Below are 25918 nucleotides of genomic sequence, written 5' to 3' on the forward strand. Positions count from 1 at the left end.
TCGGACTCCTATTCGGCCGGTGCAGATTGCTCGGCGATCAGCGTGCGGGCCGCGTCGAGGTCGTCGGGCGTCTTGAGGGCGAGGGTCCGCACGCCGGGCAGCGCGCGCTTGGCCAGGCCGGTGAGCGTGCCACCGGGAGCCGCCTCGATGAGCGCGGTGACCCCGAGCTCCTTGAAGGTCTCCATGCACAGGTCCCAGCGCACGGGGTTGGCCACCTGGCCCACCAGCCGCTGCACCAGTTCCCGGCCGTCGGAGACCAGCTGCCCGTCCTTGTTGGAGACGTAGCGGGTGTGCGGATCGGCGACCGACAGCTCGGTGGTCGCGGATTCCAGGGCGGAGACGGCGGGTGCCATGTGGTGAGTATGGAACGCGCCGGCCACCTTCAGCGGTACGACCCGGCGAGTGCCCTCCGGCTTGTTCTCGACCAGCGCGGCGATCTGCTCGGCGGTGCCCGCGGCGACGATCTGTCCGGCGCCGTTCACATTCGCCGGGGTCAGGCCCAGCTGCTCCAGATGCGGGATGACGACGGCCTCGTCGCCGCCCAGCAGCGCGGCCATACCGGTCTCGGTGACGGCGGCCGCCTCGGCCATCGCCTGGCCGCGCCGGCGCACCAGCCGCATCGCGGCCTCGTCGGAGACCGTGCCGGTCAGCGCGGCGGCGGCCAGCTCACCGACGCTGTGGCCGGCCGCCGCGCCGACCTGCGCGGCAACGTCGTCGGCCGTCGCGAACAGCTGCCGGGCGGAGATCAGGGCGGACGCCACCAGCAGCGGCTGCGCCACCGCGGTGTCGCGGATCTCCTCCTCGTTCGCCTTGGTGCCGTAGTGGACCAGGTCCAGGTCGATGGCGTCCGACCAGGCACGGAGCTGGTCCTCGACACCGGGGAGGTCGAGCCAGGGAGTCAGGAAGCCGGGCGTCTGAGCGCCTTGGCCGGGAGCGACGAGTACGAGCACCCTCACACTCTCTCTTGTGGGTGGTTCCGCCCGCCCGTGGGGACAGGGACGAAGAACCATCGGGGGAATTGTTGATGTCCGACAAAAGTCTAGGGTTGCGCCTCACTGTCAGCCAGACGCCCCAGAATCAAAGCGATACGGAGGGTGAACGCCGAGCGCACATCGGAGGGTGACCAGCCGGTGACGTCCGTCACACGTCGCAGCCGATAGCGCACGGTGTTGGGGTGCACGAACAGCATCCGGGCGGCGCCCTCCAGACTGCTCGCCTGCTCCAGGTAAACGCTCAGCGTCTCCAGAAGTGCCGACCCGGCTTCCTCCAGCGGTCTGTAGATCTCCTCCACCAGCTGCTCGCGGGCAACCGGATCAGAGGCCATCGCGCGCTCCGGAAGCAGGTCGTCCGCGAGCACCGGCCGCGGGGCGTCGGGCCAGGCGGCACACGCCCGCAGCCCGGCGGCCGCGGCCTGGGCCGAGCGGGTCGCGGCCAGCAGATCGGAGACCACCGGACCGGCCACCACGGCACCGGCGGCATACGGGCCGATCAGCGCCTTCGCGGCCTTCAGCGGATTGTCCGAGCCGCCCGCGATCACCACCAGGCGGGAGCCCAGCACGCCGGTCAGCACCTGGAGCTTGGCGTGCCGGGCGGCCCGCCGGATCGCCTCCACGGTCAGTTCGCTGTCCCCGTCCGGGGCGGTGCCCAGCACCACACACACATGCTCGGGGGAGTTCCATCCCAGTGCCGCCGCACGGGAGACCGCGCCCTCGTCGGCCTCGCCCGACAGCACCGCGTTGACCACCAGCGACTCCAGCCGGGCGTCCCACGCGCCGCGGGCCTCGGCGGCCTGGGCGTAGACCTGGGCGGTGGCGAAGGCGATCTCCCGGGCGTAGACCAGCAGCGCCTCGCGCAGCACGGACTCGTCGCCCGGGGCCGCGACCTCGTCGATCGCGGACTCCATGACCTCGATCGTGGTCCGGACCATTTCCACGGTCTGCCGCAGCGTGATCGCCCGGGTCAGCTCGCGCGGCGCCGTGCCGAAGACATCGGTACTGATCGCCTGCGGGGTCTCCGGATGCCGGAACCATTCGGTGAAGGCGGCGATACCGGCCTGGGCCACCAGGCCGATCCAGGAGCGGTTCTCCGGGGGCATCGCGCGGTACCACGACAGCGTGGCGTCCATGCGGGCGATGGCCGCGGCCGCCAGTTTGCCGGAGGAATTCTCCAGGCGCCGGAGGGTGGCGGAGTGCGGGTGCGCGTCGCGCGATGCGGGTTCAGACACGGGACAAGCCTGCACTATCGGGGCGGGGAGGTGAGGGGGCGGGGCTACGGTGGCCCCATGATTCAGGTGCGTAGAGGCCATGAACGGTATCCGGGCGGGGACGCGGAGGCCGGGATCGAGTCGCTCCACGCGTTCTCCTTCGGGCCTCATTTCGACCCGGAAAATCTGCGCTTCGGCGCGCTGATCGCCTGCAACGAGGAGCGGCTGACGGCCGGCGCCGGCTTCGACGAGCATCCGCACCGCGACACGGAGATCGTGACCTGGGTGGTCGAGGGCGAGCTGACCCACCGCGACTCGGCCGGCCACGAGACCACCGTACGCCCCGGTGATCTCCAGCGGCTCAGCTCGGCCGGTGGCGTGCGGCACGTGGAGCGCAACGACGGGGCGCAGCCGCTGCGCTTCGTCCAGATGTGGCTGGCGCCGCTCGAATACGGCGGGGAGCCGTCGTACGAGGTGGTGCGCGGTATCGCCGACGGCACCCCGTACGCGGTCGCACGGGCCGGCGCCCTGCTGCATCTGCGCCGCCTCGCCGAGGACGAGCGCACCGCGGTCCCGGATGCCGCACGGGCGTATGTGCACGTGGTGCGCGGCGCCGTACGGATCGGTGCGGAGCGGCTGGAGGCCGGTGACGCGGCGCGGATCACCGACGGGGTGGGGCAGGAGCTGAAGGGGCTGACGGCGGCGGAGTGCCTGGTGTGGGAGATGGGGGCGGAGTCGGCGTACGGGTGAGAGCCGAGCCGACGGACGGGTGAGGAGGGCCGCGGGCCCGGAGCCGCCGGTACCGGTCCGGGCCGTACGGCGCCGTCAGGCGCTCTGTGCCAGCTCGGCCAGCACCGCGTCGGTCAGCTGCGGCCAGGCCTCGACGGCCCACGGCCCGAAGGCCCGGTCGGCCAGCGCCACACATGCCGCGCGCGCGTCCGGGTCCACCCACAGGAACGTTCCGGACTGCCCGAAGTGCCCGAAGGTGCGGGGCGAGGAGGCGCTGCCCGTCCAGTGCGGTGACTTGCCGTCGCGGATCTCGAAGCCCAGCCCCCAGTCGTTGGGCTTCTGGTGGCCGTAGCCGGGCAGCACACCGGTCAGGCCGGGGAAGGCCACCTCGGTCGCCGCCGCGAGCGTCTGCGGCGCGAGCAGCCGCGGCGCCTGGAGCTCCGCGGCGAAACGGGCCAGGTCGGCGACGGTGGAGACGCCGTCCTTGGCGGGGGAGCCGGGAAGGTCCGTCGCGGTCATCCCGAGCGGTGCGAGCACCGCCTCGTGCAGATACTGCGGGAAGGGGATGTCGGTGGCCTTGGCTATGTGGTCGCCCAGTGCCTCGAAACCGGTGTTGGAGTAGAGCCTGCGGGTGCCCGGCTCGGCCATCGTGCGCTGCTCGTCGAAGGCCAGCCCCGAGGTGTGGGCGAGGAGATGACGGACCGTGGACCCCTCGGGTCCGGCCGGCTCGTCCAGCTCGATGGCGCCCTCCTCGACGGCCAGCAGGGCGGCGTACGCGGCCAGCGGCTTGGTCACGGACGCCAGCGGGAAGCGGTGCTCCAGGGGGCCGTAAAATCCGGCCACCGATCCATCGGCTCGTACGACGGCGGCCGCAGCGGTGGGCACCGGCCAGTTCTCGATCATCCGCAGGCTCTGCATGCCCACGAGCCTAAAGGCTGTCCGGACCCGGCCCACGGACAGGCCCGCGCTCCCCAATTTCCGGTCAAGTCTGCCCGTGATCCGCACTTGCCTGGAGTGCACTCGAAGTCTCTAGCGTTGAGGACGTCGAGAGGCACCCGGCGAAGAAGCCGGGAGACATCCGGCGATACAGGGGAGACGGGGCATGACGGTAACGCAGAGCGAACGGGTCACGAGCGGGGCCGCGGCCGGGAGGCTGCCGGCGAGGCCGCGCGACTGCGGCCCCACGCTCTCGCACCCGCGGCCCGCCGGCCGGGACCAGTACACGATCAGTGAGGTGGCGGACCACACCGGGCTCAGTGCGCACACCCTGCGCTGGTACGAGCGCATCGGCCTGATGCCGCACGTGGACCGCACCCACACCGGCCAGCGGCGCTTCACCAACCGCGATCTGGACTGGCTGGGCCTGGTGACCAGGCTGCGGCTGACCGGCATGCCGGTCGCGGACATGGTCCGCTACGCCGAGCTGGTGCGGGCCGGGGAGTGCACCTTCGCCGAGCGGGAGCAGCTGCTGACCGCGCATCGCGAGGACGTACGGCAGCGGATAGCCGAGCTCCGGAGCACGCTGGACGTACTCGACTACAAGATCGACATCTATGCCGACGCCCGTCGGGCGTCCGAGAGGTTCTGAGATCTCCATGGGTAGCAACAAGATCGAGACGGTCGAGCTGGGCACCGGCGGACCGCGGGTCGGGGTGCAGGGCCTCGGCTGTATGGGCATGAGTTTCGCCTACGGTCCGACGGACGCCGACGAGGCACGGGCCACGCTGGAGCGGGCCCTGGAGCTGGGCGTGACGCTCTTCGACACGGCCGACATGTACGGCATGGGGGAGAACGAGAAGTTCATCGCCCCGTTCATCCAGGCGCACCGCGACGAGGTCGTGGTGGCCACCAAGTTCGCGATATCCCCCGACCCGGACCACCCGGACAACCCGTACAAGCGCGTCATCCGCAACGACCGGCCGTACATCCGCCAGGCCGTCGAGGGCAGCCTGAAGCGCCTGGGCGTCGACGAGATCGACCTCTACTACATGCACCGGCGCGCTGTGGACGTCCCCCTGGAGGAATCGGTCGGCGCCATGGCCGAGCTGGTGGCCGAGGGCAAGGTCAAGCACCTGGGACTGAGCGAGGTGACCGGCTCCGAGCTGCGCGCGGCGCAGGCCGTGCACCCGATCGCGGCGCTCCAGTCCGAGTGGTCGCTGTTCAGCCGGGACATCGAGGACGGTGTGGTGCAGACAGCGGCCGAGCTCGGTGTCGGCCTCGTTCCGTATTCGCCGCTCGGCCGGGGCTTTTTGACCGGTGCGTTCGTGAGCGCCGACAAGGAGCTGACGAAGGATGACTTCCGGCGGACCCAGCCCCGCTTCACCGGCGACAACGCGACGGCCAACGCCGCGCTGCTGGAGCCCGTCCGCACGGTCGCCGACGCCCATGGCGCGACCCTCGGCCAGATCGCGCTGGCCTGGTTGCAGCACCAGGCCGCGGCCCGCGGCCCGGCCGTCGTACCGATCCCCGGCACCCGTAAGCGCAGCCGCGTCGAGGAGAACACCGGGGCGGGCCGGATCGCGCTGACCGAGCAGGACCTGGCGCTGCTGGAGCCGATCGCCGGCCAGGTCGCGGGGGCGCGGTACGCGGACATGACGCTCACCTCGGCGGGACGGGAGTAACACCTCGCGTACGGGGCGGGGCAGGGTTTCCGCCCTGCCCCGCCCCGTTTCGCCGTGGCCCGCCCGGCCGCCTCGGGGGATTCCGCGGCGGGCGGCCCGTGCCGCACCGGCCGCCCACCCGGGGCCCCGTCGGGTACTCACGCGGTACTCACGCCAGCCGCAGCGCGAAGACCGCGAACCCGGCGGCCAGCAGCGCCGCGGCAGCCCGGCGGGACCGGGTGACACCGGTCCAGGGGGCCTCGAAGCGGCGGGTGGTGCGGCCGATGAGGAGCAGCGCCGCGGCGAAGACCGGCAGCCAGGCGAGCCGGGCGAGGAGCCAGCCGAGGCCGGCGGGCGGCGCGGTCAGCCCGGGGACCCCGCCCAGGAAGGACGCGGGCACGGCCGCCGAGAGCATCGCCGTCTGGTGCCAGCACAGGACCGTCATCGCGGAGAGATTGACGATCGTGACCGGTGCCCACAGGGCAGACCGCCGCAGGAGCCGGCCGAGCCGCTCACGGAGCAGGACGGCGGCGCCGGACTGGGCGGCGGCCAGCGCCAGGACCAGCAGCGACGGCGGGTGGGAGTTCGTCCGGTCCTGACCGGGGACACCGACCATGCTCGCCGGGTAGTGGAAGAACAGCAGCAGCGCGGCGAACAGCGCGGCACCGCCGAGCAGCAGCGACCAGGCCGCGCGCCTGCCGAGCCGCCGCTCGCCCCAGGAGACCCCGAGCTGATACGCGAACAGCCAGCCGGGCAGCAGATTGAGCAGACTCAGCCAGGACGGCATGGCGTCGGCGAACGGCCCGTAGCGCAGGAAGTCCACGACGGCCACGGCTGCCGCCAGCGGTGCTGCGGCCCAGGCGCCCGTCCGCCGGGCGGCACGCATGCAGTACGGCGTCAGCGCGGTGACCGCCGCGTACACACCGACGAACCACAGCGGCTGGATCACCAGCGTCGCCCCGGTCCGCAGCGTCGCCTCCGGCACCCCCAGGCCGTACAGGACCGGGAGCAGCATCGCCCAGACGGCCGTCACCCCGAGCGCCGGGCGGCCCAGCCGGACGATCCGGCCGCGCAGCCAGGTCCCGGTGGGCTCCCCCCGCTCGGTGGCGCGCCGCAGCGACAGCACCGACGCATGGCCGCCGACCAGGAAGAAGATGCCCAGCATCTGCAACACCCAACTGGCGGGCGAGAGCGCGCCGAAGGCCGTCAGCAGGCTGGTGTTGTGCAGCCCGCCGTCGGCGTCGCGGGTGAAGCCCTCGATCAGCCAGTGGCCGACGGGCACGGCGAGCAGTGCCAGCGCGCGCAGCCCGTCGAGGGCGCGGTCGCGGTCCGCGGGCGTGCGGTCCTCGATCGTGCGGACCGTCGTACGGGCGGCGCCTTTGAGGCGCACGAGGAAAGCGGTGTCCATGAGGCGTCCTTGAGTCCTTGGACCGGTGGGGTGAGGAGCGGCGGAGGGGCCGGGGAAGGAACGGCCTCCCGGGGCGGCAGGCGTGCGTCGGCGGCCGGCGCACGGGCGCGTCGGTGTCAGTGCACGGCGCCGTAGCGGCCCAGCACGATGGCGGCGAAGTTGCGGAGGGAGTCCGTACCGGGGGCGAGATAGCCGGTGTGGCCCACGGCCCGCTCGGCGGGGACCCGGCGGGCGCCGAAGGCGGGGTCGGTGGGATCCGCGCCGTGGCCCAGGCCCAGCAGTTCGACGTTCGGGATGTCGCCGATCCAGTCGGAGGCGTCCCGTGCCGCCCAGACCCGGGCCGAGGTGTGCAGCTCCGCCACGTTGTCCCGGCGGATACCGGGGGAGCCGAAGACGACCAGGTCGGCGATGCCGCCGCCGTCCAGCTGCGGTATGGCCAGCCCGCAGACCACCGAGCCGTAGCTGTGGCACAGCACGACCGGTGCCGGCGCGCCGACGGCGGCCAGGCCGGACAGGAAGCGGGCCAGCCGCGGTGCTCCGGCGTCGGCCAGCCGGCCGGTGGTGGCGTCCGGCGCGATGCCGACCGGCGTGGTGTATCCCGCCCAGGCGATGACCGCGGTACGGGCCCGGGGCGCGTCGGCGCCCAGCCGGGTCCGCAGCGACCTGGCCATGCCGGCCGGAGTGCCGTAGGGGTCCCTGGCACGGTCGAAGGAGGAGAGGTCGATGTCCGAGCCCGGCACGATCACGGCGGTGCGTCCGGCGGCGGCCAAGTCGCCGTACACCTCGGCCACTTGGCCGCGGCCGCGGGGGTCGAAGGCGAGAATCCGGCGGCCGGGGGAGAGCAGCGAGGCACAGCGGGCGGCCGCCTTCCTGGCCCGCCGGTGGTCCTGGGAGGTGCCGGCCGGATCGGTGGCGCGGGCGAGCTGGCGGTCCCGTTCCGCCTTCAGTGCAAGGGAGTTGGCCGCGTACCGCAGAGCGGGGGGCGCACCGTCGAGATTGCCGACGGTGAGCGGGTGCCGGGCCACCAGTGCCCGGCGCTGCCCGTCCGTCAGCGCGGCGAAGAAACGGGCGACATCGGCGGGCCGTGCGGTCGCCGGGTCCGGCAGCCGTACGCCGAGGGAACGGTCGGCGCGCCAGGCGGCGGCGCCGGGCGCCGGGCCCGTGACGGCACTCTGCGCGGTGCCGAACGCCCAGCCGCCGGTGGCGGCGACCACGGCCACCGCGAGCGCGGCGCCGATGAAGGTACGCCGACCGCGTCGAGCGACGGTTCGCAGCCTGGACATGGTGGTGTTCCCTCCCGTTGGTGTGGCGGAGGGAAACGTAGGAAGAGGACGTATGACGCGGCGTCACACCGGAGAGCCAACTGCCGGGTGATACCGGGGTACGGGGGGAGCGGCCTCCCTCGTCCTCAAGGAGGAGCGGAGCGGAGGGGGCCGTCAGGGGCGCGCCACCGTCCCCGTTACCGCTGCTACCGCGCCCGTTACCCCTCTACCGCTCCCCGGGCGACACCAGCCCCGACTCGTACGCGAAGATCACGGCTTGCGCACGGTCCCGCAGCGCCAACTTGGCGAGCACCCGGCTGACATGGGTCTTCACGGTCTGTTCGGCGACGATCAGCGCATCGGCGATCTCCTGGTTGGACAGACCGCGGGCGATCAGCTCCAGGACCTCCGTCTCGCGCGGGGTGAGCCCCTTCAGCCGGAGCGCGTCCCGGCCCTTGCGGGGCGCCGGCCGCCGGCGGGCGAAGTCGGCTATCAGCCGCCGCGTCACGGACGGCGCGAGCAGCGCCTCCCCGGCCGCCACGACCCGGACCGCGGAGATCAGATCGCCCGGCGGCGCATCCTTGAGCAGGAACCCGGACGCCCCCGCGCGCAGCGCCTCGTAGACGTAGTCGTCCACGTCGAAGGTGGTCAGCATCAGCACCTTCGGACGGTGCAGCACACCGGGAGGCGGATCGAGCAGCCGCCGGGCCGCCTCCAGACCGTCCATCTCCGGCATCCTGACATCCATCAGCACCACATCGGGGTGCGTCCGACGGCTCAGCTCCACACCCTGCACACCGTCCGGTGCATCGCCCACCACCTCGACATCGCTCTGCGCGGCGAGGAGGGCGGCGAAGCCCGCGCGCACCATGGCCTGGTCGTCGACGATGATCACGCGCGTGGTCATACGGAGCCGGAGTCCTTCGGTGAAAGCGAAGCCGCCGGGGCGGGCGGCAGGGAGAGGGGGAGCTGCGCGGCGACCCGGAAGCCGCCGTCGGAGAGCGGCCCGGTGTCGAGCGACCCGTCCACCAGCCGCACCCGCTCCCGCATACCGATGAGGCCATGGCCGGTGCCGGTGGTCTCCAGCGGCGCGGACGGTGCGGACGGTGCGGGCGGCGGCGAGTTGACGACCAGCACGGTCAGCCGTGAGCCGTCCGCCGCCGTCGTCACCGACACCCGGGTCCGGGCGCCCGGGGCATGCCGCACGACATTGGCCAGCGCCTCCTGCACGATGCGGTACGCCGACAGATCCACCGCAGGTTCGAGCGGTACCCGGTCCTCGGGCAGCGACAACTCCACCGGTACACCCGCCCGTACGGTCCCCTCGACCAGCTTCGGCAGCATGCCGATACCGGGCTGGGGAGCCTTCTCCGGGCCGCCGTGCCGCTCCGTCTCCTCGCTGCGCAGCACCCCGAGCAGCCGGCGCATCTCCGCCAGCGACTCGCGGGCGGTCGCCGCGATCGACCCGAACTCCTCCTCGGCCTCCCGGGGAAGCCCGCTGAGGCGGTACGGGGCGCTGTCCGCCTGGACCGTGATCACCGACATGTGGTGGGCGACGACATCGTGCAGCTCACGGGCGATGCGGGTGCGCTCCTCCAGCAGCGTGCGACGGGCCCGCTCGGCCTCGCTGATGGTCTCCTGCTCGATCAACTTCCGCTGGGCGTCGCCCCGTTCCCGCAGCGTGGCGCCCATCATCAGCACCACACCGGTGAGGACGAACAGCAGCACCCAGGTGCCGTTGCTCCGGTCCGGTGCCCTCGGTTCGAAGAGGATGCCCGCCACGCCGGTCGTCAGCCAGACGGCGATCAGGGTGCGGCTGCGCTCGCGCAGCGACAGCGCCACCATCAGCGCGAGATATCCGACGATCACCATGGGCGGCCAGGGCCAGGCGCGGCCCGCGACGCCGTCCGAGCCGGTGAGCGCCAGGGCACAGAGGATGTCCGCCGTGAAGATCACCCACCAGGCCTGGAGCGGCCGGGTCACCGCGAGCAGCAGCGGCGCGGTCTGCGCCGTGGCCAGCGCGCTGGCGAGTCCGCCGTCCAAGCCGTAGTCGTGGCTGAGGATGGTGATCGTCGTCGGCAGCAGGGACACCGCGAACCCGAACGCGACGAGATACGGCAGCCGGCGCAGCCAGGGCTTCTGGACGCTGCCGAACAGCGGGGTGCCGGGCTCGGTCGGGGTGCCGAGTTCGACGACGAGGACGTGCAGCGCCTGCCGTGCGGCGCGCAGCACCCGTTGACGGGTCGGCTCGTGTGCTGGGGTGGGAGAGGGTCCGCTCATCGCGCCCTCCATCTAAGCGGAGCCCGGCGGCCACGGCGTCATACCAGGGTCCGGGCTTCCACCCCCTACCACGGTATGAGTCCCCCGGCCGGTCCCCGGCTCCGGCACGTCCCGCAACGCTTCCCCGCAAACTCAGGGAGCCGAGCCGCCATGATCCGTGAAGTGCCCTGGGTGTTGTCCGGACAGGCCCTAAAGCTCCGCCAGCAGCTCGGCCTTCTTCGTGCTGAACTCGTCGTCGGTCAGCAGGCCGGCCCCGTGCAGCTCACCGAGGTGCCGTATCCGGTCCGCGATATCGGCGGGGTCCCGGCGCGCGTCCCCGGTCCGGCGGCGCGGCTCGCCCTCCGGCGTGTCCTGTTCCGGTTCGGCGGCACGTACGGCCTGGAGCACCGCGGCCGCGAACGGCAGCGACTCATGAACGAGGCCGTAGCCCAGTCCGAACACCACCGCGGCCGGATCCTGGTCCGGCTCGCCCGTTCCCGGCTCGTGGGCGCCGCGCTCCAGCAGGCGCAGATAGCCGTTGAGGATCTCCGGTGACCGCCACTCGACCCCGGCCAGCTCGCCGACCGTGAAGCTCTGGTCGCCGCACTTCCATTTCGCCGAGGACGCGCCCGTCCAGAACCACCGGAAGGCGACCGAACGCCCGTCGAAGGACGCCTTGCCGTCGTACGCCTTGAAGTGCAGCGGTGGCTCCGGCGCGGCTACCAGATGGCGGTCGGCGGGCTCCTTCGCGTCGGGGCCGAGCACCGTGCGCAGCTCGTCGGCGTAGTACTCGGCCAGCGTCTCGCGCTCGGCCGGCAGCACCAGCCGGTACGGGTCGGAGTCCTCCTTGAGCTGCCCGTCCGCCGCCTCCATCAAAGGATCGGCGCCGGGCCGGGGCACGGCGTGCAGCACCACCGTGCCGCGTCTGCCCCCGGTCACTTCGACGGAGCTCAGCGCCTCGTACGGAATGCGTCGCTCGCCGAGCGCCTGGAACAGCTTCGGCTTACGGATTCCCCGTTCGAAGCGGATGAGTACGGAGTCCGTGTCGAACTCCCAGACGGCATGAAAACCCGCCAGCACATCACCCATGCGGCTCATCGTATGCGGGCGGTTGCCCGCCCGTCCCCCTTCCGGAAAGCTCGGGGGCGTCTGCCGGAGCCGCGCGCCTCGCTCCGGCCTCCCGCCTCGTCCCTTGCCTCGTGGACGTCCCGGGCGCCGCGGACGGTTCCCGCGGGCACGGCCCGTCCCCGGGCGCCGGGCCGTGCCCGCGGCCCGCCGGTCGTCGGGCCTTGCGGCCTCAGAGCAGGTCCGAGCGGCAGTGCGGGTCGGCGGAGGCGCAGGCGACCGTGCCGGTCGCGCCGACCCCGAGCAGGGCGAAGTTGCGCAGGCTGCCGGTGCCCGGCGCGAAGTAGCCGGCGTGCCCGACGGCGCCGTCGGCCGACAGGATCCGGGAGCCGAAGGACGGGTCGACCGGGTCGGCGCCGTGGCCGAGACCGCCGACCTCCAGGTAGGGCACGTCCTGGATCCAGTCGTCGGAGTCCCGCATGGCCCAGACACGGGCATGGGTGCCCAGTCCTGCGCGGCTCCCGGCCCGCATGCCGGGGCTGCCGGCCACCGCGATGTCCTCGACGTTGGACGGCAGGTCACGGGCCGCGACGCCGCACACCACGGACCCGTAGCTGTGGCAGAACAGCGAGACGGTGTCGGAGGAGGGCAGCGAGTCCACCAGGGCGCGCAGCCGGACCGCACCGGCCTCGGCGAGCTGCCCGGTGGCGGCCTCGACGCCCATGCCGGCCGGTGAGGTGTAGTCGGCCCAGGCGATCACCGCGGTACGGGTGCCGGGCCGGGCCTCGCGCTCGGCGCCGTAGAGGGATTGCGCCATGCCGACAGGGGCGGTGTTCGCCCGCGCGGTGCGCTCGAAGGTGGAGAGGTTGGTGTCCACACCGGGCACCACGACCGAGACGCGTTGTGCCGCCGGGAGGTTGCCGAAGACCTCGGCGGCCCGGCCCCCGCCCGCCGGATCAAAGGCCAGGATCTGCCGGCCGGAACTCATCATCGACTCGAGGCGGTGCATCAGCCGGCCCGCTTCCTGACGGCCGACGGGCGTGAGCCGGTGGTCGCCGGTCCGCTGTTTCTCGATGCGGCGGGCGTCGTCGATGGCCATCCGGTTGGCGCGGTAGCGCAGCTTCACGGGGGCGCCGTTCATATTGCCCACGACCAGCGGATAGCGGTCGGCGAGCTGCCGCTTCTCGGCCCGGCCGAGCGTGGCGAAGAAGGCCCGCAGCGCGGCCGGCGAACCGCCCGCGTCGGGCAGCGGACGGCCGTGGAAGGTGGCGTGCTGCCAGGCGGTCTTGGCGGTGGCCAGCGGGTTGGCGTCTCCCTTGGTACCTCTCACGGCAGTCCAGCCGGTCGTGGCAAGCATCACGAACACCACCGCCAGGGCGAGCGTGGCGCGCCACGGGGAGGACTGGAGGAAGCTGGAGGAGGGGCCGAGGGCCGGGAAGGAAGTCACCGCGAGCCACCCTAGGAGACGCGGCAGGCTGCTCGCTGTGACCGTGAGTGAGATCACGTTCCACAGTGGGTATTTCGACCAAACCGGACACTTGTCGGTCGTTTCCGGTGCTCAGCCGTGCATAGGCGGTCTCATGGGACAACGGAAATGATCGCTTAGCGGTGGATTTCCGTTACGGAGAGTGGGATCATCGGCGCGGGCCGGCTTTCGGGCGGGCCGGCCGCCGGGCCCGCTCGCCGGGCCTGTCAGCGGTGTCCTCGCCCCGTCCGCCAGTCGTCGTCCATCGCCGGCCCGAGGTGGTCCAGATAGGACCGGGTCAGCTCGCGGATGGACGCCACGGTGCAGTCCTGCCCCTCGCCCCACACCTTGCCCGCCACCCGCATCACCCCGCTGAACGCGGCGACCAGCACCCGCGGCCGCGGATCGGCGTCCACGTCCAGCCCCTCGCGCCCGGCGATCAGCCGCGCTATCTGCTCCTCCAGCTCGGAGGAGCGCCGCAGATGCGCGGCGACCAGCGCGGGCGTCGACTCGATCATCTGGAACGAGCGCATGTACAGCTCCACCGGGATCACCGACTCGATCGCGCTGCCGATGTCGTCCCAGGCCACCATCACGGCGCTGCGCAGGGCGATGAGCGGCGCCTCCGCCGCGGGCCGCGCGCGCAGCTCGTCGAGGAAGCGGGCCTCGACCATTTCCTGGACGGCGAAGGTGACGTCCTCCTTGTTGGCGAAGTAGCGGAAGTACGTCCGCTGGGAGACATCCACCGTCTCCGCGATCTCGTCGATCGTCGTCGCCTCGTAGCCCTGCTCCGTGAACAGTTCGAGCGCCGCGCGGATCAGCGCGTCGCGGGTGCGCTGCTTCTTGCGTTCTCGCAGGCCCGTGGGTGCCGTATGCGGCGTCGGGGTCGCCATCCTGAGCCGCCTCTCCGTGGTGTTCTCGCTGCTCAGGTTACCTGTGAGCGAGATGACAGTTACCGACTCATGAATTGCTTTGTCAACTGTCAGTGGCTGACATTAGCCTCGTCGTATGAGTTCTCAGACCCCGGTTGCCGTCGCTGCGCCGGACCTTCCCGCACCGGAGCCCCCGAAGGGGCTGCGCGGCCATCCGTGGCTGACCCTCTTCTCCGTCGCCATCGGCGTCATGATGGTCGCCCTGGACGGCACGATCGTCGCCATCGCCAACCCCGCCATCAAGGAAGATCTCGGCGCCTCGCTCGCCGACGTGCAGTGGATCACCAACGGCTACATGCTCGCGCTGGCCGTCTCACTCATCACGGCGGGCAAGCTCGGTGACCGCTTCGGCCACCGCCAGACCTTCCTCATCGGCATCCTCGGCTTCGCCGCCGCCTCCGGCGCGATCGGGTTCTCCCACGAGGTCTCGCTGGTCATCGCCTTCCGCGTGCTGCAAGGCCTGTTCGGCGCGCTGCTGATGCCCGCCGCGCTGGGCCTGCTGCGCGCCACCTTCCCGGCCGAGAAGCTCAACATGGCCATCGGCATCTGGGGCATGGTCATCGGGGCCTCCACCGCCGGCGGCCCGATAGTCGGCGGACTGCTGGTCGAGCACGTCAACTGGCAGTCCGTGTTCTTCATCAACGTCCCGGTCGGCGTGCTGGCCCTGGTTCTCGGCCTGGTGATCCTCAAGGACCACCGCGCGCAGAACGCCCCGCGCTCGTTCGACATCCCGGGCATCGTGCTGCTCTCCGGAGCGATGTTCTGCTTCATCTGGCCGCTGATCAAGGCGTCGGAATGGGGCTGGGGCGACATGAAGACCTGGGGCTTCCTGATCGGCGCGGTGGTCCTCTTCGCGCTGTTCGCCGTGCTGGAGACCAAGGTCCGCGAACCGCTCATCCCGCTGCGGATGTTCCGCTCCCTGCCGCTCACCGCCGGCACCGTCCTGATGGTGCTGATGGCCTTCGCCTTCATGGGCGGCCTGTTCTTCGTGACGTTCTACCTCCAGAACGTCCACGGGATGACCCCCGTCGACAGCGGTCTGCACCTCCTTCCGCTCACGGGCATGATGATCGTCGGCTCGCCGCTGGCCGGCGCCCTGATCACCAAGTTCGGCCCGCGCATCCCGCTGGTCGGCGGCATGGTCCTCACCGCCGTCGCCATGTACGGCATGTCCGGCCTCGACACCCACAGCAGCACCGGCCCGATGTCCCTGTGGTTCGCGCTGCTCGGCCTGGGCCTGGCGCCCGTCATGGTCGGCGCCACCGAGGTCATCGTCGGCAACGCCCCGCTGGAGCTCTCCGGCGTCGCCGGCGGTCTCCAGCAGGCCGCGATGCAGGTCGGCGGCAGCCTCGGTACGGCCGTGCTCGGCGCGGTGATGGCCTCCCGCGTCGACAACGACCTCCCGGGCAACTGGAAGTCGGCCGGCCTCCCGCCGGTCCCGCCCGCGAAGATGTCCCAGGCGGCGGACGCCGTCTCGGCCGGTATCGCGCCGGTCCCGAAGGGCACCCCGCCGGAGTTCGCCCAGAAGATCACGTCCGTCGCCCACGACACCTTCGTGTCCGGCATGGGCCTGGCCTTCACGGTCGCCTGCGGTGTGGCGGTCGTCGCCGCCGTCGTCGCCGTCTTCACCAAGCGTGGCGCGAACGCCGAGGCGGGCGCCGGCGTCGGCCACATCTGACCGGCGTCCCGGCCGTACGGCACAGGAACCGCGGCCGGGTACTCGCTGCGGGGCGTGGCACGGTCCGCGGCGCGAGGCACGACCGGCATCAGTGCGCGGCGCCCGGCGCGCGGCAGGCACGAGGCTTCTTTCCTCGTCCGGCCGCGCGCCGTCGCGTGCCGCCGTCAGCACCGGGCGTCAACCGGCCGTCCCGGACCGCTCCCGGCCCCTCCCGCCGTGCGCCCCGCGGCAGTTGGCCGCCGCCGGAGCGCCGCATCCCTCATCCGGATGAGCCCTTCCGGGAACCGGACCGGGCACCGGCCGCCTCCAGGGGCGGCGCGCCCCCTCCCGAACCCCGGCAGGCCAGGGGACGAACGGTTTCCGCAGTCGGCCCGCCGCTCCCTCCCCTCCGTCAACGCCGTGCACCGGCGCCCCGCTCCGCGCCGTTGCGCGTATCCACATACCTGATCCGGGTGGCGGCCCCGCCACGGCCTTGGCAACCGCGCCGCACCCTCGCGAAGCTCGACACGCAGCACCCCGCCGCGGGCAGACCGCCCGCAGCGGGACGCCATCGTCGTACTTCACGGGGGAGATTCCTATGCGTCTGCGTCTGCGCACGTCCCACACCACCGCGCTCCTCACCGGCCTCGCCGCGCTCACCGCGGCCCTCGCCGTCCCGCCCGCCCTCGGCACCCCCGCCGCACACGCGGCCGGCGGCGGCCGTACCGCGGCCGCCTCGGGCGACTGCGCGGCCGGACAGCTGTGCCTCTGGCCGAAGGCCGACTTCGGCGGCGAGCGGCGCACCTACGAGCTGTCCGACACCGACATCGAGAGCTGTGTCCGGCTGCCCGGGAACACCAGCGCCGCCGCGCTCGCCAACCGCACGGGCCGGCCGGTCACCACCTACCAGAGCGCGGAATGCGCCGAGACCGCCGAGTTCGACACCTACCCGGGCGGCGGCAGCTGGGTGCCCCGGTCGCCCTACCAGGTACGGGCGTTCAAGGTGTGGGAGCGCTGAGCCGGCCGCCCGCCGGCCGCCCTGTACGCACCCTCCGGCCCCACCGCACGGCGCCGCGCCCCCCGACCGGCGGAGAACGCTGGTCGGGGGGCGCGGCGGAAGGGATGCGGCGGACGGCCGCGGAGAGATCAGGCGTCGCCGCCGGCCTCTCCGGCTTCGGCGGCCGAGACGTCCAGGAGCTGGTAGCGGTCGATCGCCTGCTTCAGCAGCGACCGGTCGACCTTGCCCTCCTTGGCGAGCTCGGTGAGCACGCCAAGGACGATGGACTGCGTGTCGATGTGGAAGAAGCGACGGGCCGCACCACGGGTGTCCGCGAAGCCGAAGCCGTCGGCGCCCAGCGACTGGTACGTGCCGGGAACCCAGCGCGCGATCTGGTCCGGCACGGACCGCATCCAGTCAGAGACCGCGACCTTCGGGCCCTCGGCGTCCTGGAGCTTCTGCGTCACATACGGGACGCGCTGCTCCTCCTCCGGGTGCAGAAGGTTGTGCTCCTCGATCTCCACCGCATCGCGGCGCAGCTCGTTCCAGGACGTCGCCGACCAGACATCGGCCTTGATGTTCCACTCGTCCGCGAGGATCTGCTGGGCCTCGACCGCCCACGGCACCGCGACACCGGAGGCGAGGATCTGGGCCGCGTGCTCGCCCTTCTCACCGGCCTTGATGCGGTGCAGACCCTTGAGGATGCCCTCGACGTCGGCGTCCGCCGGCTCCGCCGGGTGCTGGATCGGCTCGTTGTAGACGGTCAGGTAGTAGAAGATGTCCTCGGCGTTCTCGCCGTACATCCGCCGCAGACCGTCCTTGACGATGTGCGCGATCTCGTAGCCGTAGGCCGGGTCGTAGGCGACACAGGCCGGGTTGGTCGAGGCCAGCAGCTGGGAGTGGCCGTCGGCGTGCTGGAGACCCTCACCGGTCAGCGTCGTACGGCCGGCGGTCGCGCCGAGCACGAAGCCGCGTGCGAGCTGGTCGGCCATCTGCCAGAACTGGTCGCCGGTGCGCTGGAACCCGAACATCGAGTAGAAGACGTAGACCGGGATCAGCGGCTCGCCGTGCGTAGCATAGGCCGAGCCCGCCGCGATCAGCGACGCGGTGCAGCCCGCCTCGGTGATGCCGTCGTGCAGCATCTGGCCGGTCGGCGACTCCTTGTAGGCAAGGAGCAGTTCGCGGTCGACCGACTCGTACTGCTGGCCCAGCGGGTTGTAGATCTTGGCCGACGGGAAGAACGCGTCCATGCCGAAGGTGCGGTACTCGTCGGGCGCGATCGGCACGAAGCGCTTGCCGATCTCCTTGTCCCGCATGAGGTCCTTCAGGACACGGACGAACGCCATGGTCGTGGCGATCTTCTGCTGCCCCGAGCCCTTCTTGGCACCCGCATAGGCCTTGTCGTCCGGCAGCTGGAGCGGCTTGGCGCGCACGACACGGGTGGGCACATAGCCCCCCAGCCCCTTGCGGCGGTCGTGCATGTACTGGATCTCTTCGGAGTTGCGGCCCGGGTGGTAGTACGGCGGCAGGCCGTCCTCCAGGTCCTTGTCCGGGATCGGCAGGTGCAGCCGGTCACGGAAGCCCTTGAGGTCCGCGACCGTCAGCTTCTTCATCTGGTGGGTCGCGTTGCGGCCCTCGAAGTTCGGGCCGAGCGTCCAGCCCTTGACGGTCTGCGCGAGGATCACCGTCGGCTGGCCCTTGTGGGCCTTGGCCGCCGCATACGCCGCGTAGATCTTCTTGTGGTCGTGACCGCCGCGGCCCAGGTGCAGGATCTGGTCGTCGGTCATGTTCTCGACCATCGCGCGCAGCCGCTGGTCGTCGCCGAAGAAGTGGTCGCGGATGTACGCACCGGTCTCGGTGGCGTACGTCTGGAACTGACCGTCGGGCGTGCTGTTGAGCTTGTTGACCAGGATGCCGTCGCGGTCCTGCCCGAGCAGCGGGTCCCAGCTGCGGTCCCACACCAGCTTGATGACGTTCCAGCCGGCGCCGCGGAACTGCGACTCCAGCTCCTGCATGATCTTGCCGTTGCCGCGGACCGGGCCGTCGAGGCGCTGGAGGTTGCAGTTCACGACGAAGGTCAGGTTGTCCAGGCCCTCACGGGCGGCGATGGACAGCTGGCCGAGCGACTCGGGCTCGTCCATCTCGCCGTCGCCGAGGTAGGCCCATACGTGCGACTTGGAGGTGTCGGCGATACCGCGCGCCTCCATGTAGCGGTTCATCCGCGCCTGGTAGATCGCGCCGAGCGGGCCGAGGCCCATCGAGACGGTCGGGAACTCCCAGAAGTCCGGCATCAGCCGCGGGTGCGGGTAGCTGGACAGGCCGTTGGGAGCCTTGGACTTCTCCTGCCGGAAGGCGTCGAGCTGCGGCTCGGTCAGCCGGTCCAGGAGGAACGCGCGGGCGTAGACACCGGGCGAGGCATGGCCCTGGAAGAAGATCTGGTCGCCGCCGTCACCCTCGTCCTTGCCCCGGAAGAAGTGGTTGAAGCCCACGTCGTAGAGGGAGGCGGAGGAGGCGAAGGTGGCGATGTGGCCGCCGACGCCGATGCCCGGACGCTGGGCGCGCGAGACCATCACGGCGGCGTTCCAGCGGGTCGCGTTCAGGACCTTGCGCTCGATCTCCTCGTTGCCCGGGAAGAACGGCTCGTCCTTGGTCGCGATGGTGTTGACGTAGTCCGTGCTGCGCATCTCGGGCACGGCCACACGCTTCTCGCGCGCACGCTCGATCAGGCGGAGCATGAGGTAGCGGGCACGTTCCCGGCCCCGCTCGTCGACGGCTGCGTCGAGCGAGTCGAGCCATTCCTGGGTCTCTTCGGGATCGAAGTCCGGGACCTGGCTGGGAAGGCCGCCAATGATGATCGGGTTTCGATCGGATCCGGAAGCCACGCTGTTCCTTCGTGTTCGGTTCGTGTCGTGCTTCGCAAACTATTGATGCTGCACACGGGACGAATGCTGTCGCTGCCTTGGTGTCGCGCCGTCTTCCATCGTGTACCGAGCCACAGGGATACGTCACCTCTACTGATGGGTAACCCATCCGTAGAGAGATGGCGCTGAAAAGGCCGATTTCTCGGGTCGGCCAAATCGCAACCATACGCCCATGTCGAAAGTGCTTCGCGTACGGACGTGCGGCACCCGAAATCAGGTCCGGAACCGGCCGCCGCCCCCCGAAGGGACCAGTCCGGCGCGAGTACCCGATAAACTTCACAGAAAGCTGTGGTGTGAATCACTTCAGCCTGGCCTGCTGGGGTCGCGCTTGCGGCGAGACGCCTCCAAACGTCACCGTTTCGGCGGTCTGAACCGCCGGGTACTTGCGCGATCCGCCCGGCCCGTGTGGACTACGCCCAATGCTCCGCGCACGCGCGGGGTCCCCGAGCATTTCCGAAACATGACAGGAGGCAATCCGTGAGCGCGACCGCGGACCACGCGGAGGAGCGGACCAACCCTGCCGCCAGGCTGGGGTTCGAGCCCGGACAGGTGGTCCAGGAGATCGGATACGACGACGACGTCGATCGGGATCTCCGCGAAGGCATTGAGACCGTGATCGGCCAGGAACTCGTCGACGAGGACTACGACGACGTGTGTGACGTCGTTCTGCTGTGGTTCCGCGACGAGGACGGCGACCTCACGGACGCGCTGGTGGACGCCATCGGGCTGATCGACGAGGGCGGGCAGATCTGGCTGCTGACCCCGAAGACCGGCCGCGACGGCTACGTCGAGCCGAGCGACATCAATGAGGCCGCGCAGACCGCGGGTCTGTCCCAGACCAAGAGCATCAACGCGGGCAAGGACTGGGCCGGCAGCCGACTGGTCACCCCCAAGGCCGGCAAGCGCTGAGCCGTACCGTCCCCAATATTCGCCACCGAGCCCCCTCCGCCCTGTTCCGGAGGGGGCTCCGCCCTGTTCAGGACAGGTTCCCCGGACGTGCACCCCGGCGCGTAGGGTTGGTCGCGTCCTGTTGCGAGTGAGCGGAAGGGAAGCACCCCATGGCGATCGAGGTCGGCACGAAGGCTCCGGATTTCGAGCTGAAGAACCAGCACGGCGAGCTGGTCAGGCTCTCCGACTTCCGCGGCGAGAAGGCCGTCGTCCTCCTCTTCTACCCCTTCGCCTTCACCGGTGTCTGCACCGGCGAGCTCTGCGCGCTCCGTGACGAGCTGCCGAAGTTCGTCAACGACGACGTCCAGCTGCTGGCCGTCTCCAACGACTCCCCGTTCTCGCTGCGCGTCTTCGCCGAGCAGGAGGGCCTGGAGTACCCGCTCCTGTCGGACTTCTGGCCGCACGGCGAGGCCTCGCGTGCGTACGGCGTCTTCGACGAGGAGAAGGGCTGCGCGGTGCGCGGCACGTTCATCATCGACAAGGAGGGCGTGGTGCGCTGGACGGTCGTCAACGGCCTGCCCGACGCCCGCGACCTGAACGAGTACGCCAAGGCGCTCGACACCCTCTGAGACGGGCGCGCCCCCAGGCATCGCCGCGCCCGCCTGGCCGACATCCGCACCGATCCAGGTGCGATACCTGCGATCGGCGGGAACCGGTCACTAGGATCAATTCGTTGATCCGATGCCATGCACGATGGGGGCGCAAATCTTTACGTACCCCTCGAATCTATGGGAGGACTCGTGGGAGTCAGCCTCAGCAAGGGCGGCAACGTCTCGCTGACGAAGGAAGCCCCCAATCTGACCGCCGTCGTCGTCGGTCTGGGCTGGGATGCGCGTACGACCACCGGTACGGACTTCGACCTGGACGCCAGCGCCCTGCTGGCGAACGACCAGGGCAAGGTGGCCAACGACCAGAACTTCGTGTTCTTCAACAACCTGAAGAGCCCCGACGGTTCGGTCGAGCACACCGGCGACAACATCACCGGTGAGGGCGAAGGCGACGACGAGCAGATCAAGGTGAATCTGGCCGCGGTGCCGGCCGATGTCTCCAAGGTCGTCTTCCCGGTGTCGATCTACGACGCCGAGACCCGCCAGCAGAGCTTCGGCCAGGTCCGTAACGCCTTCATCCGCGTGGTCAACCAGGCCGACAACGTCGAGCTGGCCCGCTACGACCTGAGCGAGGACGCCTCGACCGAGACCGCCATGGTCTTCGGCGAGCTGTACCGCAACGGCGCCGAGTGGAAGTTCCGGGCCATCGGCCAGGGCTACGCCTCGGGTCTGCGCGGCATCGCGCAGGACTTCGGCGTCAACGTCTGACCGACAGATCGCCATCTGATCGTCGACGTCCGGACCGGGCAGCGATGCCGCAGCCGCTGCCCGGCCAAGAGTGACCGCGTCCGGCGCCGTACGCCCCTGCCCGGGGAGTGCGGCGCCGGACGCGCTCGAAGGGTTATGGGCCGCGCCGGACACGGCCCGCACCGACACCGGGGAGGAAGCGAACGATGAGTGTCACGCTTGCCAAGGGGGGCAATGTCTCGCTTTCCAAGGCCGCTCCGAATCTCACACAGATCATGGTCGGCCTCGGCTGGGACGCGCGGTCCACGACCGGCGCACCGTTCGATCTCGACGCCAGCGCGCTGCTGTGTCAGTCGGGGCGGGTGCTGGGGGACGAGTACTTCGTCTTCTACAACAACCTCAAGAGCCCCGAGGGCTCCGTCGAGCACACCGGGGACAACCTCACCGGTGAGGGTGAGGGCGACGACGAGTCGGTCCTGCTGGATCTCTCGCAGGTGCCCGAGCAGGTCGACAAGATCGTCTTTCCGGTCTCGATCCATGAGGCCGATGCGCGCGGCCAGAGCTTCGGCCAGGTCAGCAATGCCTTCATCCGCATCGTCAATCAGGCCGACGGCTGTGAACTCGCCCGTTACGACCTCAGCGAGGACGCCTCCGGCGAAACCGCGATGATCTTCGGCGAGGTGTACCGCTACAACGGCGAATGGAAGTTCCGGGCAGTAGGACAGGGGTACGCGTCAGGCCTGCGGGGCATCGCTCTAGACTTCGGGGTCAACGTTTCGTAAAGCGCCGCGCGCACCGCGCGGGGGACCCCATACAGCGAGGGATTGGGTAGGCAGTGCTCCTGAAAACCTTTGGCTGGTCGTTCGCCATCACGGTGGCCGGCCTCGCCTTGGCGGGCGTGCTCTGGGGGTGGCAAGGGCTCGCGATTGTCGGGATCCTGTCCATCCTGGAGATCTCGCTCTCGTTCGACAATGCCGTCATCAACGCAGGCATCCTGCGCAAGATGAACGCCTTCTGGCAGAAGATCTTCCTCACCGTCGGCATCCTCGTCGCGGTGTTCGGCATGCGGCTGGTGTTCCCGGTCGTCATTGTCGCGATCACCGCGAAGCTGGGACCGATCGAGGCGGTCAACCTCGCCATCAACGACAAGGCGCAGTACCAGGAACTGGTCACCAGCGCCCACCCCGCCATCGCGGCCTTCGGCGGCATCTTCCTGCTGATGATCTTCCTCGACTTCATATTCGAGGAGCGCGACTACAAGTGGCTGTCGTGGATCGAGAAGCCCATGGCCAAGCTGGGCAAGCTCGACACGCTGTCGGTGATCATCGCGCTGGTCGTCCTGCTGGTGAGCGCGATGACGGTGGCCACCGAAGCCGCGCACGGCGCCGGTGACAAGAGCGCCACGGTCCTGCTGGCCGGGGTCGCGGGCCTCATCACGTATCTCGTCGTCGCCGGTATCTCCGGCTACTTCGAGGACAAGCTGGAGGACGCGGACGAGGAGAGCGAGGAAACCGCGGCGGCTCCCGCGAAGACGGGCAACGGCGCGGTCGTGGGCCTGGCCGGCAAGGCCGCGTTCTTCATGTTCCTCTACCTCGAGGTCATCGACGCGTCCTTCTCCTTCGACGGCGTCATCGGTGCCTTCGCCATCACCAACGACATCTTCATGATGGCGCTGGGTCTGGGCATCGGCGCGATGTACATCCGTTCGCTGACGGTCTTCCTGGTCCGCAAGGGGACCCTGGACGACTACGTCTACCTGGAGCACGGCGCCCACTACGCGATCGGCGCGCTGGCCGTCATCTTGCTGGCCACGATCAGGTACGAGATCCCCGAGGTCGTCACCGGCCTGGTGGGCATCGGGCTGATCGGTCTCTCCTTCGCTTCGTCCGTGATCCGGAACCGGCGGGAGGGCAAACCGGGGGAATCCTCGGAAGCGCAGTCGGAAGTCGCGCGCGGAGTGTGACGCGACGCTGATTGAGGAACGCTCTCTGCGGGGCGGCCCTGAGGTGCAGACCTCGGGCCGCCCCGCAGTGATGTGGGGTCTAGCAATGGGGTGGGCAACGTGTCGTTCCTGGGGAACCTGTGGCGTGGTGGCACGTCGAAGTTCGACTTCGACAGCGGCGGAGCGTCGTATGTCGTCGAGCTGACGAAGCGGAATCCGGTGGTCTCGCTGACCAAGCAGGGGGCGGCGACCGGGCATCTGCGGGTCAATCTGCACTGGCAGATGAGGACGTCGGACCTGCATGAGCGGGGCGGGCCCGGCAAGGGCAGTCTGCTGCGGCATCCGGGCAAGCTGTTCAAACCCGAGGTGGTGCAGGCGCAGGGTCCTGCCGTGGTCAATGTCGACCTGGACCTGGCCTGTCTGTACGAGCTCAAGGACGGCACCAGGGGCGTGGTGCAGCCGCTGGGCAACTTTCTGGGCGACCTCAACGGACCGCCCTTCGTCAAGCTCAGCGGTGATGACCGCTTCGGTTCGGGCTCCGGCGAGACGCTCTACATCAACCTGGACCACCGCGATGAGATCAAGCGGATGCTGATCTTCGTCTACATCTACGACGGCACGCCGGCGTTCGACCGTACGCATGCGGTCGTGACGCTCTATCCCAGCAGCGGACCACGGGTGGAGCTCAAGCTGAACGAGCGGGCGCCGCAGGCCCGCTCCTGCGCCGTCTTCATGCTCGAGAACGTCAAGGGCGAGCTGATGGTGCGCCGCGAGGTGAAGTACGTCTACGGCTTCCAGGCGGAGCTCGACCGGCTGTACGGATGGGGGCTCCAGTGGGGGCGGGGTTACAAGACCACCGCGTGAGCCGCGCGTGCTGCGGTCCGCCGGTGCCGGGGACCGCTCCTGCCGCGTCCCGCCCGTACCGCGTTCCGCCCGCCCTGCGCCCGCGCCGTCAGGCGGCCCGGCCGGGTATCCCTAACGGCGCTGGAACTGCGGGCCCTGGGGCGGCAGGACGAAGGACGGGTCCGGCACGAAGGGCTGCTGCAACGGGTAGCCGTACGTCGAGGCCGGGTGCGGCTGTTGCTGCGGCGGGACGCCGTACGGGGCCTGCGTGGGCTGCTGGGGCTGGTACTGGGGCGGCGGCCCCGGGTAGCCGTAGGCGGGCTGGGCCGGGGGCTGCGTGGGCGGTGGCGGAACGTTCTGCGGGTAGCCGTAGCCGCCGCTCGTGGGCGCCGGCGCCGCCGGGGACGTGGTGGCGGACGACGGCAGCGGGGCGGACGAGAACGGCTCCGGCATGGCATCGGCCACATGCTGGGTGACCGCTTCCGGGTCCGACGCCGGAGGTGCCTGCGGGTCCGCCGCGGACGGGGGGTTCGAGGCCTCTTCGGGCCAGGTGCTGGGCGGCGGGGTCGCGGCGGACGCGGGCGGGCCGCTCGCCTCCGCCGGGGCGGCGGTGGCCGGGTCGGTGGAGGGGCCGGGGTCGTCCCGGGGAGCCGGGTCGACGGGCGCCGCGGGCTCCGGGCCGGGGGGCGCCGACACCGGTGCCTCCGAGGACGGCGGACCGTCGGCGGCCGCTTCGTTCTCGTCCACCGAGATCCCGAACTCGGTCGCCAGACCGACCAGGCCGCTCTCGTACCCCTGGCCCAGGGCGCGGAACTTCCAGCCCTCGGCGCGGCGGTACAACTCGCCGCAGATCAGGGCCGTCTCATCGCCCGTCTCGGGCACCACGTCGAAGACCACGAGCGGCTCGCCGTCGCTCGCCGTCGCGTCGTACAGCAGGACCCGCAGATCCGTGACGCCGGCGAACGCGCCACCGTCCGACGACGCGGCCAGCACCACCCGGTCCACCGACGCGTCCAGCGCCGTCAGATCCGCCTCGATGGTGTCGGCCAGACTGTCCGCGACCCGGGTCTTGGGCAGATGCCGCACCCTTCCGCTGGGGTGCCTCGGTTGGTTGTAGAAGACGAAGTCCTCGTCGGATCGCACGCGTCCCTCCGGCCCCACCAGCAGAGCCGAGGCGTCGACATCAGGGACACCGGCGCCGGGCGTCCAGCGCAGGACAGCCCGGACAGCCGTGGCATCGAGGGGTACGTTCGACCCTTTCAGCATCGCGTGCGTCATGCGGCAATCCTGCCTTCCCTGAGGTCGCAGCGACAACGCGGGGGGCCGCGAGCCGTGCCGGGGGCGCGGCGGCGGACACCCGGATGCCTCGTGCGGGTTACGTGATTTTCACTC

General features: G+C 70.8%; 23 protein-coding genes. 11 read left to right on the top strand and 12 right to left on the bottom strand.

Features of this window, described 5'->3' with window-relative positions:
- Positions 1–8: 8 nt before the first annotated feature.
- A complete protein-coding gene (locus tag IF67_RS0131405; RefSeq protein ID WP_030991428.1) occupies positions 9–950 on the bottom strand; it encodes an ACP S-malonyltransferase in 942 nt (313 codons plus the stop codon).
- 89 nt (positions 951–1039) lie between these two features.
- A complete protein-coding gene (locus IF67_RS0131410) occupies positions 1040–2224 on the bottom strand; it encodes a PucR family transcriptional regulator (RefSeq protein ID WP_030991430.1) in 1185 nt (394 codons plus the stop codon).
- 57 nt (positions 2225–2281) lie between these two features.
- Here IF67_RS0131410 and IF67_RS0131415 point away from each other — a divergent pair, with 57 nt between their 5' ends.
- Positions 2282–2953 (top strand): pirin family protein, encoded by a 672-nt coding sequence (locus IF67_RS0131415; protein ID WP_030991431.1) that lies wholly within the window; start codon positions 2282–2284, stop codon positions 2951–2953.
- Between the two features lie 75 nt (positions 2954–3028).
- On the opposite strand, the gene IF67_RS0131420 is transcribed toward IF67_RS0131415, so the two are convergent.
- Positions 3029–3850 carry a serine hydrolase domain-containing protein gene (locus IF67_RS0131420; protein WP_030991432.1) on the bottom strand — a complete coding sequence of 274 codons (822 nt, stop codon included), beginning with the start codon at positions 3848–3850 and terminating at the stop codon, positions 3029–3031.
- Positions 3851–4034: 184 nt separating this feature from the next.
- Here IF67_RS0131420 and IF67_RS0131425 point away from each other — a divergent pair, with 184 nt between their 5' ends.
- On the top strand, positions 4035–4520 hold the full coding sequence (locus tag IF67_RS0131425; RefSeq protein WP_030991433.1) for a MerR family transcriptional regulator: 486 nt from the start codon (positions 4035–4037) through the stop codon (positions 4518–4520).
- Positions 4521–4527: 7 nt separating this feature from the next.
- Positions 4528–5553: an aldo/keto reductase gene (locus IF67_RS0131430; RefSeq protein ID WP_030991434.1), complete on the top strand. Its 1026-nt coding sequence runs from the start codon at positions 4528–4530 to the stop codon at positions 5551–5553.
- Positions 5554–5701: 148 nt separating this feature from the next.
- On the opposite strand, the gene IF67_RS0131435 is transcribed toward IF67_RS0131430, so the two are convergent.
- From IF67_RS0131435 to IF67_RS0131465, 7 genes are all read right to left on the bottom strand, one after another.
- Positions 5702–6940: an acyltransferase family protein gene (locus tag IF67_RS0131435; protein WP_030991435.1), complete on the bottom strand. Its 1239-nt coding sequence runs from the start codon at positions 6938–6940 to the stop codon at positions 5702–5704.
- Positions 6941–7056: 116 nt separating this feature from the next.
- Positions 7057–8223, bottom strand: a complete 1167-nt coding sequence (locus IF67_RS0131440) for an alpha/beta hydrolase (RefSeq protein WP_030991437.1) — start codon at positions 8221–8223, stop codon at positions 7057–7059.
- Between the two features lie 205 nt (positions 8224–8428).
- Entirely contained in the window at positions 8429–9109 is a 681-nt protein-coding gene (locus IF67_RS0131445) for a response regulator (RefSeq protein WP_030991439.1), read from the bottom strand.
- Positions 9106–10482 (bottom strand): sensor histidine kinase, encoded by a 1377-nt coding sequence (locus tag IF67_RS0131450; RefSeq protein ID WP_234341453.1) that lies wholly within the window; start codon positions 10480–10482, stop codon positions 9106–9108. The genes IF67_RS0131445 and IF67_RS0131450 overlap by 4 nt, the downstream gene beginning before the upstream one ends.
- 189 nt (positions 10483–10671) lie before the next feature.
- Positions 10672–11550, bottom strand: a complete 879-nt coding sequence (locus tag IF67_RS0131455) for a DUF4429 domain-containing protein (RefSeq protein WP_030991443.1) — start codon at positions 11548–11550, stop codon at positions 10672–10674.
- Positions 11551–11758: 208 nt separating this feature from the next.
- Positions 11759–12973: an alpha/beta hydrolase gene (locus IF67_RS0131460; RefSeq protein WP_030991445.1), complete on the bottom strand. Its 1215-nt coding sequence runs from the start codon at positions 12971–12973 to the stop codon at positions 11759–11761.
- A gap of 245 nt (positions 12974–13218) precedes the next feature.
- Positions 13219–13884 (bottom strand): TetR/AcrR family transcriptional regulator, encoded by a 666-nt coding sequence (locus IF67_RS0131465; protein ID WP_030991447.1) that lies wholly within the window; start codon positions 13882–13884, stop codon positions 13219–13221.
- A gap of 115 nt (positions 13885–13999) precedes the next feature.
- On the opposite strand from IF67_RS0131465, the gene IF67_RS0131470 reads away from it, so the two are divergent.
- Positions 14000–15601, top strand: a complete 1602-nt coding sequence (locus IF67_RS0131470) for an MFS transporter (protein ID WP_030991449.1) — start codon at positions 14000–14002, stop codon at positions 15599–15601.
- Positions 15602–16178: 577 nt separating this feature from the next.
- Positions 16179–16598 carry a peptidase inhibitor family I36 protein gene (locus IF67_RS0131475; RefSeq protein WP_030991450.1) on the top strand — a complete coding sequence of 140 codons (420 nt, stop codon included), beginning with the start codon at positions 16179–16181 and terminating at the stop codon, positions 16596–16598.
- Between the two features lie 128 nt (positions 16599–16726).
- Here the strand turns inward: IF67_RS0131475 and aceE are convergent, their stop codons facing one another.
- Positions 16727–19459, bottom strand: coding sequence for a pyruvate dehydrogenase (acetyl-transferring), homodimeric type (gene aceE, locus IF67_RS0131480; RefSeq protein WP_030991452.1), 2733 nt, complete (start codon positions 19457–19459; stop codon positions 16727–16729).
- Positions 19460–19975: 516 nt separating this feature from the next.
- Here aceE and IF67_RS0131485 point away from each other — a divergent pair.
- From IF67_RS0131485 to IF67_RS0131510, 6 genes are all read left to right on the top strand, one after another.
- Entirely contained in the window at positions 19976–20407 is a 432-nt protein-coding gene (locus IF67_RS0131485; protein ID WP_030991454.1) for a DUF3052 domain-containing protein, read from the top strand.
- Positions 20408–20556: 149 nt separating this feature from the next.
- Positions 20557–21015: a peroxiredoxin gene (locus tag IF67_RS0131490; protein WP_030991456.1), complete on the top strand. Its 459-nt coding sequence runs from the start codon at positions 20557–20559 to the stop codon at positions 21013–21015.
- Positions 21016–21186: 171 nt separating this feature from the next.
- Positions 21187–21762, top strand: coding sequence for a TerD family protein (locus tag IF67_RS0131495; RefSeq protein ID WP_030991457.1), 576 nt, complete (start codon positions 21187–21189; stop codon positions 21760–21762).
- Between the two features lie 185 nt (positions 21763–21947).
- A complete protein-coding gene (locus tag IF67_RS0131500; protein WP_030991459.1) occupies positions 21948–22523 on the top strand; it encodes a TerD family protein in 576 nt (191 codons plus the stop codon).
- 53 nt (positions 22524–22576) lie between these two features.
- On the top strand, positions 22577–23704 hold the full coding sequence (locus tag IF67_RS0131505) for a DUF475 domain-containing protein (RefSeq protein WP_030991461.1): 1128 nt from the start codon (positions 22577–22579) through the stop codon (positions 23702–23704).
- Between the two features lie 99 nt (positions 23705–23803).
- Complete coding sequence (locus IF67_RS0131510) at positions 23804–24547, top strand: TerD family protein (protein ID WP_030991462.1); 744 nt, start codon at positions 23804–23806, stop codon at positions 24545–24547.
- A gap of 111 nt (positions 24548–24658) precedes the next feature.
- Here IF67_RS0131510 and IF67_RS0131515 read toward each other — a convergent pair whose 3' ends face one another.
- A complete protein-coding gene (locus tag IF67_RS0131515) occupies positions 24659–25804 on the bottom strand; it encodes a TerD family protein (protein ID WP_030991463.1) in 1146 nt (381 codons plus the stop codon).
- Positions 25805–25918 lie beyond the last annotated feature (114 nt).

This window comes from Streptomyces sp. NRRL S-1813 (assembly GCF_000719605.1).
GTDB classification, from domain to species: Bacteria; Actinomycetota; Actinomycetes; order Streptomycetales; family Streptomycetaceae; genus Streptomyces; species Streptomyces decoyicus.